The 9,128-nt window shown below is 70.6% G+C and carries 9 protein-coding genes; 5 read left to right on the forward strand and 4 right to left on the reverse strand.

The window, feature by feature from the left end:
* Window positions 1-207: 207 nt before the first annotated feature.
* The 3 genes from ABNT58_RS18055 to ABNT58_RS18065 are packed head-to-tail and all read right to left on the reverse strand — an operon-like array spanning window position 208 to window position 2,373.
* Window positions 208-729, reverse strand: coding sequence for a TPM domain-containing protein (locus ABNT58_RS18055; RefSeq protein ID WP_348754830.1), 522 nt, complete (start codon window positions 727-729; stop codon window positions 208-210).
* Window positions 729-1,730, reverse strand: a complete 1,002-nt coding sequence (locus ABNT58_RS18060; protein WP_348754831.1) for a TPM domain-containing protein — start codon at window positions 1,728-1,730, stop codon at window positions 729-731. The genes ABNT58_RS18055 and ABNT58_RS18060 overlap by 1 nt, the downstream gene beginning before the upstream one ends.
* Window positions 1,731-1,734: 4 nt before the next feature.
* A complete protein-coding gene (locus ABNT58_RS18065; protein ID WP_348754832.1) occupies window positions 1,735-2,373 on the reverse strand; it encodes a LemA family protein in 639 nt (212 codons plus the stop codon).
* A gap of 167 nt (window positions 2,374-2,540) precedes the next feature.
* Between ABNT58_RS18065 and ABNT58_RS18070 the strand changes: the two genes are divergently transcribed.
* From ABNT58_RS18070 to ABNT58_RS18085, 4 genes are all read left to right on the forward strand, one after another.
* Window positions 2,541-3,347, forward strand: a complete 807-nt coding sequence (locus tag ABNT58_RS18070; RefSeq protein ID WP_348754833.1) for a hypothetical protein — start codon at window positions 2,541-2,543, stop codon at window positions 3,345-3,347.
* 66 nt (window positions 3,348-3,413) lie between these two features.
* The gene (gene hemE / locus ABNT58_RS18075) at window positions 3,414-4,496 is read left to right on the forward strand and encodes a uroporphyrinogen decarboxylase (protein ID WP_348754834.1); all 1,083 of its coding nucleotides are present in this window, start codon (window positions 3,414-3,416) and stop codon (window positions 4,494-4,496) included.
* A gap of 944 nt (window positions 4,497-5,440) precedes the next feature.
* Window positions 5,441-7,639 carry a primosomal protein N' gene (locus tag ABNT58_RS18080; RefSeq protein WP_348754835.1) on the forward strand — a complete coding sequence of 733 codons (2,199 nt, stop codon included), beginning with the start codon at window positions 5,441-5,443 and terminating at the stop codon, window positions 7,637-7,639.
* 57 nt (window positions 7,640-7,696) lie between these two features.
* Complete coding sequence (locus tag ABNT58_RS18085) at window positions 7,697-7,975, forward strand: AraC family ligand binding domain-containing protein (RefSeq protein WP_348754836.1); 279 nt, start codon at window positions 7,697-7,699, stop codon at window positions 7,973-7,975.
* A gap of 14 nt (window positions 7,976-7,989) precedes the next feature.
* Here ABNT58_RS18085 and ABNT58_RS18090 read toward each other — a convergent pair whose 3' ends face one another.
* The gene (locus ABNT58_RS18090) at window positions 7,990-8,358 is read right to left on the reverse strand and encodes a hypothetical protein (protein WP_348754837.1); all 369 of its coding nucleotides are present in this window, start codon (window positions 8,356-8,358) and stop codon (window positions 7,990-7,992) included.
* A 47-nt stretch (window positions 8,359-8,405) separates the two neighbouring features.
* Between ABNT58_RS18090 and ABNT58_RS18095 the strand changes: the two genes are divergently transcribed.
* Window positions 8,406-9,128 (forward strand): FAD-dependent oxidoreductase (locus ABNT58_RS18095; protein ID WP_348754838.1); only part of this gene is annotated, 723 nt, incomplete at its 3' end.

The raw sequence follows: 9,128 nt of genomic DNA on the forward strand, positions 1-9,128 counted from the left end.
GCCAGCACCACAGCCGCCAGGACAGCGCCCTGTTTGAACAATTGCTTCATGAGAATGGCTCCTCCTGATGTGCCACTGCGGCCTCGACCTGCCCATCAGATCGAAACTCACCGCAGCAACGGCATCATGCCGGTTGCAGTGCAGCAAGAAGACTGCCAAGCTTGGGGTAATCCCCCTGAACGGGGGCAAGGCGGCCACTGACTTGTGTCAGGCTGTCCATGGGGTATCTGGAAGTTCGTTGACCCTTTGTTCACCGGGTGTCGCCGGGTAGCGGCTCACGAGAACGCCCTCCACCGCCGACAGCGCCTGCTCCAGGCCGGCCTCGAACCGCCCGGCCCGGAAGGCCTGCTGCATCGAGCTGACCACCGCCTGCCACTCGGTGGAGTCGACCAGCCGGGCAATGCCGCGGTCGGCGACGATCTCGATCGCGTGGTCTGCCAGCAGCAGGTAGATCAGCACCCCATTGTTGTGCTCGGTGTCCCACACACGCAGCTTGCCGAACAGCGTCACCGCCCGGTCGCGGGCGGTCAGCCCCTTCCACAGATAAGACAGCGGCAGCCCCGCCTCCACGGCCAGGCGGATCTCGCCGGTATGGCGTGCTTCGCTGGCCGTCACTTTTGCCGTCAGGCGTGCCATGGCGGCCGCGTCCAGCGCGCGGTGGACGTCGGATTCGTCCAGCCAGCGATGCCGCAGCAGGCGCAACCAGCGGGAGCCTTGTCGGGCCGGCATCACCAGTCCCCCGAGGCGCCGCCGCCGCCGAAGTCGCCGCCACCGCCGGAAGAGAAGCCGCCTCCGCCGCCCCCGCCGCTCCAGCCAGCGCCACCACCGCCACCGCCGAGGATGATCGGCGGTATGCCCATGCCGCCGCCGCGACCGATGCGGCCGGGCCGGCGGCCCGCAGCGCCGATGCCCAGCAGCCCGACCAGCACCAGCGCCACCAGCCCCACCGAAGCGCCCAACAGCACGCTGGCGGTCATCCACCAGCCCAGTCCGCCGGCCACCCCCGCGGTGAACACCGAGCCCAGCTTGCGGCCGAGGATGCCGGTGAGCACGGCGCCCACCACCGGCACGCCGACGAAGAAGAACATCATCAGTTCTTCCCACTGCATGCCAGGGTCGGCGTTCTGGCGCGCCGGTGCTTCACGCCCGGCCGGCGCCGGCAGGTGCTCGCCCTTGATGCGGGACATCAGCGCGTCCACCGCGGCATTCAGGCCGCCCGCATAGTCGTCGGCGCGAAAGGCGGGTGCGATGTGCTGCTGGATGATCTGGCGCGCCGCCAGGTCGGGCACCGCACCTTCCAACGCCTTGGCCGGGGCGATGCGCACCTTGCGGTCGTCCTTGGCCACCACCAGCAGCAGGCCGTCGCCCACGTCGCGCCGGCCGATCTTCCAGGCGTCGCCCAGGCGTTGGGTGTAGTCGGTGATGTCCTCGGGCAGCGTGCTGCGCACGATCACCACCACGATCTGCGGACCCTGCTGCGCCTCGAAGTCGGCCAGCTTGGTCTCAAGCGCGGCGGCCTGGGCGGGGCTGAGGGTGCCGGTCTGGTCGATCACGCGGGCGCTCAGCGGCGGCACGGCCTGCAGCGTCTGCGCGCGCAGCAGGCCGGCCGGGCACACCAGCATCAGCAGCAGCTGCAGCACCAGCCACATGCTGCGCAGCGCGCGGCTGCGGGACACGGGCAGCGTGCCGGTGCCCCCTTGCACCGTCCCGTCCATCGCCAGGGCGCTCATCGCCTCAGCGCGAGGCGGCGGGCGCGGCAGGCTTGCTGCCGAAGTCCACCGTCGGCGGCGTCGAGATCTGCGCTTCGTTCTGCACCGTGAAGCTGGGCTTGACCTCGTAGCTGAAGATCTTGGCCGTCAGGTTGGTGGGAAAGCTGCGCGCCAGCACGTTGTAGTCGGCCACCGTCTTGATGTAGCGGTTGCGCGCCACGGTGATGCGGTTCTCGGTGCCTTCCAGCTGCACCCGCAGGTCCTGGAAGCCCTGGTTGGCCTTCAGGTTGGGGTACTGCTCGCTGACCACCAGCAGCCGGCTCAGCGCGCCGGTGAGTTCACCCTGCGCCGCCTGGAATTTCTGGAATGCCTCGGGGTTGTTGATCAGCTCGGGCGTGGCCTGGATGGACGTGGCCTTGGCGCGGGCCTCGACCACGCGCGTCAGCGTTTCCTGCTCGAAGTTGGCCTCGCCCTTGACCGTGTTGACGATGTTGGGAATGAGGTCGGCGCGGCGCTGGTACTGGTTGAGCACTTCGCTCCAGCTGGCCTTCACCTCTTCGTCCATGCGCTGGAAGTCGTTGTAGCCGCAGCCGGACAGCAACGCGGCAGCGCCCAGCAGCGCGGCGGCCAGCGCGGCACGTGCGCGCGATCGGGTGATGGTCATCGGAACTCCTCCTTGGCGCGGGGATGCTACCCCGGGGTTGTGGCAGCGGCATATGCGCACCGCCCGCTGCATTTGCAAGCGCGCCGGCCAACCAGCAGTGCGCGCGCCCGCGTGGCCGGCGCCGGGGCGGATACTGGGCCCATGCAACCCACCTCCACGAGCGCCCGATGAGCGCCGGCCCCGACCTGACGCACCAGGCCCTGCGTGCCGGCCAGGCCCGGCCGCGACCGGTGGACGGCCCCGCCAGGCACGCCATCGTGGCTGGCGCTGCGGGGTCGCTGGGTGCCGCCGTGCTGGAGCAACTGCTCGGCCGGGGCGGCTTTGCCGAAGTGGCCGTGACCACCGTGCAGCCGCTGCAGCCCAGTCTGCGTGGCATGCGCACGCTGGCCTGGCCACCCGATGCGCAGGCGCTGGCCAGCTTCGGGGCGCGCACCGGCGTGGTGGTGCTGGACGCGCCACGCCATGCCAATGGCCGCGAGGCCGCCTTGCACCGGCCGATGCCGGACGACCTGCCGGCGGTGGCCGCCGCCCTGCACGAAGCGGGCATCGACGACCTGCTGGTGGTGCTGCCGCACGATGCGGCGCGCATGCCCGATGCGCTCAAGGCCGGGCTGGCGACGCTGGACGAGCAGGCGGTGGCCGCGCTGGGTTTTCGGCATGTGGTGTTCATGCGGCCGGCACGTGCGCCGCAGCGTGTTCAGGGGCGTGGCCCGCTCACGCGCTTGGCGGAGTTGATGCTGTCGCAGCTGCGGTTTATGGTGCCCCAGCGCGACCTGCCGATACGCGCCGCCAAGGTGGCCGAGTTCGCGGCCGAGCTGGCGCGGGGGCTGGCCAGCGCCCCCGGCGGCACGCGTGTGGTGCCGCCGGAGCTGGTGTGGCAGGCCGCGCAGCTGGCCGACGCCACGCCGCTGGCCCGCGCCTGGCTGGCGGGGCAGGCCATGCCCGAGGCGCAGGAGCCGCGGCGCCGGATGTAGGCCGGGCTGGTGGGCCCGCCTCTTGCGATGCTGCCCACGCGCGCGGTGGGCCGTGATAATCGGCCGATGCCTGCCCCCCTCCTCAACGACAGCTTTCTGCGCGCCTGCCTGCGCCAGCCCACCGACCACACCCCGGTGTGGCTGATGCGCCAAGCCGGGCGCTACCTGCCCGAGTACAACGCCACGCGCGCCCGGGCCGGCAGCTTCATGGGGCTGGCCACCAGCCCCGCCTATGCCACCGAAGTGACGCTGCAGCCGCTGGAGCGCTTTCCGCTGGACGCGGCCATCCTGTTCTCCGACATCCTCACCGTGCCCGACGCCATGGGCCTGGGCCTGAGCTTCGCGGTGGGCGAAGGGCCGCGCTTCGCCAGCCCGGTGCGCGACGAGGCCGCCGTGGCCGCGCTGGCCGTGCCCGACATGGACAAGCTGCGCTATGTGTTCGACGCGGTGCGCTCCATCCGCCAGGCGCTGGCCGGCCGGGTGCCCTTGATCGGCTTTTCGGGCAGCCCGTTAACGCTGGCCTGCTACATGGTGGAAGGCTCGGGCAGCGACGACTACCGCCGCATCAAGACGATGCTGTACGCGCGCCCCGACCTGCTGCACCGCATCCTGGCCATCAATGCCGAAGCGGTGGCGCAGTACCTCAATGCGCAGATCGATGCCGGCGCCCAGGCCGTGATGCTGTTCGACAGCTGGGGTGGCGTGCTGGCCGACGGGCCCTTCCAGGCCTTCAGCCTGGCCTACACCGCGCGCGTGCTGCAGGCGCTCAAGCGTCAGGATGAACACGGCCAGCGCGTGCCCTGCATCGTGTTCACCAAGGGCGGTGGCCAGTGGCTGGAGCAGATCGCCGGCCTGGGCCCGGATGTGATCGGCCTCGACTGGACGACCGACCTGGGCGCTGCCCGCGCCCGCGTGGGCGACCGGGTGGCGCTGCAGGGCAACCTCGACCCGATGGTGCTGTTTGCGGGCGAGGCGGCGGTGCGCGCCGAGGCTCGGCGGGTGCTGGACCGCTTCGGCACGCCCGCGAGCGGCGGCCACGTGTTCAACCTGGGCCATGGCATCTCGCAGCACACCCCGCCCGAGGCCGTCTCGGCTCTGGTGGACGAGGTGCACAGCCACTCGCGCGCGCTGCGCCGCGCCGTCCAATAGCCCGTGGAATTCGTCGCCGGCGCTTGACTTATCAACAAAGCGGCGATCTCGGCTGACGCATTCCTGGCGTTTGGCCAGCGCCTTGGCAGCCCAGGCGGGGCGTTGTAAGTTGTTGATTTTCAATCGAAATAGCGCTTTGCTGCTTTTGCGGGCAACCTAGGGCAATCCCTTGATGAATCAAGCATTTAGCGCCGCTGCCTCCAGCTTCTTCACAAAGATATCCACAGAAACTCGGGGCAACTCGGCCGGCGGCTGCAAGAGCGCAGATCGGGACGTTTTCAAGCCCGGCCGGCTGGGGAAAACGCGGCCCCCAAGATTTTGTGCGCCGGGGCTTGACTTATCCCCATTTCGCTGCCCGTGCGATCGGGCGTCACGCGTCGTCACTTCCTACCATCGCACTTTCGGAGTTGCAAGCTAAGTCTTTGATTTTCTTGATTTCTTTTGCCTGCCTCAAGATGCGGCAGGCTAGGGCACCTGCCTTGCGGATCAACGAGTTAGCGCCGCTGCCTCCAGCTTCTGCACAAAGTTATCCACAGAAAAATGGGGCAAGTTCTTGATTGACAAATCGCCGCCGAGACAAAGGTGCCCGGCCGGTGGTTCAAGCACCCACGCTTTGGGGGTGTGGTGCTGACAGGGCCTGCCCCGCTTGACTTATCCCCAAAAATTGGCTTGGGGGTGCTGTGTCAAGCTCGCTTGACGCACGGGGCCACAAATCACCACCAGCAGCGCTAAGTCGTTGATTTTTCGACAAGCAGGCGTTGCTGCAAGCTTGGGCAATCCAGGGCTGTTGCCCGGCGCATCAAGCAGTTAGCGCATCTACCTCCAGCTTTTGCACAAAGTTATCCACAGAATGTTTGGGCAAGTGGACAAAGGCCTTGTCTCACAAGCACTTAGCGCGCAACGCTCACACAACCGCGAGCTTTGCGGCGCAAGTGAGGTGCCGCTTGGCTGACTCGCCGGGCGCGAGGGTGGCCGTGGCGGTGGAAACGCCGCAGCACACCGGCCTGGGCGCGCCGCTGGACTACGCCGCGGGCGCCTCACTGCGGCCCGGCACGCTGGTGCGCGTGCCATTGGGCCGGCGCGATGTGCCCGGCATCGTGTGGGACCGGCCGCGGGACCTGGAAGCGCCCGCCGAGCTGCGCCCGGTGCGTGAGGTGCTGTCCGCGCTGCCGCCGCTGGGCGAACCCTGGCGGCAGCTGGTGAGCTTTGCCGCTGCCTACTACCAGCGGGGGCTGGGCGAGCTGGCGCTGGCGGTGCTGCCGCCCGAGCTGCGCAAGCTGGACGACGTGCAGCTGGCCCGCCGGGTGGCGCGCCTGCGCAAGCCGGCTGCCCCGGCCCGGCCCGGTCGGCGCGCCGGTGGCGCCAGCCCCGCCGCCGCCATGGCTGACACGGCGGCCCACCAAGCCGCTGAGACGCCCGAACCCGCGGCCGCCCGGGAGGCCCTGGGCGCGCCCACCATCGGCGCCGGATCGAGCGTGGCCCAGGCCGGCCCGCCTGCCGCCGCGCAAGCCCCGCCGCTCAACGACGAGCAGCAGGCTGCCGTCGATGCCATCGCCGCAGCGGCCGGTACCTATCTGCTGCACGGCGTGACGGGCAGCGGCAAGACCGAGGTCTACCTGCATGCGGCCGAGGCGGCGCTGGCCGCCGGCCGGCAGGTGCTGGTGATGGTGCCCGAGATCAACCTCACGCCGCAGCTGGAAGCGCGGCTGGCGCAGCGCTTTGCCGGCCGGCGGCTGGTGTCGCTGCACAGCGCGCTCACGCCCGCGCAGCGGCTGCAGCACTGGCTGCTGGCCCACCTGGGCGAGGCCGACCTGGTGCTGGGCACACGGCTGGCGGTGTTCGCCTCGCTGCCGCGGCTGGGGCTGATCGTGGCCGACGAAGAGCACGACCCCTCCTTCAAGCAGCAGGAAGGTGCGCGTTATTCGGCCCGCGACCTGGCGGTGTACCGCGGCCACCTGGAAGGTGTGCCGGTGGTGCTGGGCTCGGCCACGCCCTCGCTGGAAACCTGGCAGCGCGTGCAGGAGGGCCGTTACACCCGGCTGGCGCTGTCGCAGCGCATCGGCGGCGGCGTGCTGCCGCGGGTGCGGCTGTTCGACATGAACACGCTGCCCCGCCAGCGCGGCACCCCGACGCCGGCGCTGGCGCCCGCTTTGGTGGACGCGGTGGCCGAGCGCATCGAGCGCGGCGAGCAAAGCCTGCTGTTCCTCAACCGCCGCGGTTATGCGCCGGTGCTGCATTGCACCGCCTGCGGCTGGAAAAGCGGCTGCCCCCATTGCAGCGCCTGGCGCGTGTTCCACAAGGGCGACCGCAGCCTGCGCTGCCATCACTGCGGTTTCAGCGAACGGGTGCCGCGTGCCTGCCCCGACTGCGGCAACCTCGACATCGCGCCGCTGGGCCGCGGCACCGAGCGGCTGGAAGAGCAGATCGCGCAACTGCTGCCCGGTGCCCGCGTGGCCCGCATCGATGCCGACACCACGCGGCACAAGGGCTCGCTGGAAGCGCAGCTGGGCGCCGTGCATGCGGGCGACGTGGACGTGCTGGTGGGCACACAGATGATCGCCAAGGGCCACGACTTCCGGCACATCACGCTGGTGGCGGCGGTGAACCCCGACAGCGCCTTGTTCGCCAGCGACTTCCGTGCGCCGGAGCGCCTCTTCGCGCTGCTGATGCAGGCCGCCGGCCGCGCCGGCCGCGATGCGCAACAGGCCGCGCGCAGCGAGATGTGGGTGCAGAGCTGGCATCCGCAGCACCCCCTGTACGCCGCGCTGCGCAAGCACGACTACCAGGCTTTTGCCGCCAGCCAGCTGGAAGAGCGCCAATCGGCCGGGCTGCCGCCTTTCAGCAGCCTGGCGCTGCTGCGGGCCGAAGCGCGCGAAGCCAGCATCGCGCAGGGCTTTCTGCGGGCGGCTTCCGAGCTGGCCCAGGCCATGGCCGACGCAGCCGGTGTGACGCTGTACCCGCCGGTGCCGCCGCCGGTGGCCCGCGTGGCCGATGTGGACCGCATGCAGATGCTGGTGGAGTCGCCCTCCCGCGTGGCGCTGCAGCGGCTGCTGGCCGCCTGGCTGCCGCAGCTGCATGCGCTGCGCAGCGTGCACAAGGGCGTGCTGCGCTGGGCGGTGGACGTCGATCCGCTGGCCATCTGACGCCCGCGGCCCGCCAGGGCCAGAATCGCGATGCGCCTGCCGCGCCTGGAGTACCGCATGAGCCTGCCCACCTTCGAAACCTTTGCCGCCGAAGCCCGCGAACGCGGCTACCCCGAGGTGCTGGAGCGGGTGTGGCCTGCCGGCCAGGTGGTGGACGACCACGGCCACCCGTTCGCGGTGCAGGCGCTGGTGGTGCAGGGCGAGATGTGGCTCACCGCCCGCGGCCAGACCCGGCACCTGCAGCCGGGCGACCGCTTCGAGCTGGACCGCGACGAGCCGCATGCCGAGCGCTACGGCGCAGCCGGTGCCACCTACTGGGCGGCGCGGCGCGCTTAGCCGGCTTGGTTGATTCAGTCAACGAACTGGGCCCGCACCAGCCGCCATTCCTGCGTGCCGGTCAGCGTGCGTGAGCAGCCCAGCGGCTCGGGCTCGGCGCCGGGCGGCAGCTCGGTGCGTGATCGGTCGCCGGTGCCCACGCCCATTTGCACGCGGTCCAGCCACACGCGGATCTTGCGGCTGGGGTGGGTGTTCCTGACCTGCAGCTGCACGCCGTTGCGCGCCACGCAGTTGGCAGTGAAGTCTTCGACGAACTGCACGTAGCCCGCGGCCTCGTCGGCCGCCGCGGCGGTCTCGGCCCCGGCCGTGATCGCGATCAAGCCGGCCACCCCGGCCGCGAACAGCGCGATGTGCCACCGGGTGGCGGCCTGCATGCTGGGCATCCCTGTCTCCTGCTTGTCGGTGGTTCGGCCATCCTAGACTGGTGGCCATGCAAGCACCCATCGTCATCGTGGGTGGCGGCGTGATGGGTGCCGCCACCGCCTGTTTCCTGGCCCGCGACCATGGCCTGCCCGCCGTGGTGATCGAGCGCGACCTGCGCTACACGCAGGCGTCGAGTGCGCTGTCGGCCAGCTCCATCCGCCAGCAGTTCAGCACGCCGATCAACATCGCCTTGTCGGCCTGGAGCATCCGCTTCCTGCGCCGGCTGGCCGACGAGCTGGCGCTGGCCGACGAGCCGCCGCCGCGCATCGGTCTCACCGAAGCCGGCTACCTGTACCTGGCCACCGAAGCCGGTGTGCCGGCGATGCGCGCCAACCATGCGCTGCAGCTGAGCCATGGCGCCGACGTGCGGCTGCTGGCGCCCGCCGAGCTGCGCGAGCGCTTTCCTTGGCTCAACACCGAAGGCATTGCGCTCGGCGCCTGGGGCGCCAGCGGCGAAGGCTGGTTCGACGGCCCGGCGCTGCACCAGGCGTTCAAGCGCAAGGCGGTGGCCTGCGGCGCGCGCTTCGTGCAGGCCGATGCGGTGGACTTCGAGCACGACGGGCAAGGCAGGGTCGCGGCCGTGCTTTGCGCCGACGGCCAGCGCATGGCCGCCACGCAGGCCGTGCTGCTGTCGGCCGGTGCGTGGTCAGCGCCGCTGGCCGCCCGGCTGGGCGTGGCCTTGCCGGTCAGCGGCAAGAAGCGCGACGTGTTCGTGGTGGACTCACCGGCC

It is taken from the genome of uncultured Aquincola sp., assembly GCF_964001545.1.
In the GTDB taxonomy this organism is placed as follows: Bacteria; Pseudomonadota; Gammaproteobacteria; order Burkholderiales; family Burkholderiaceae_C; genus Aquincola.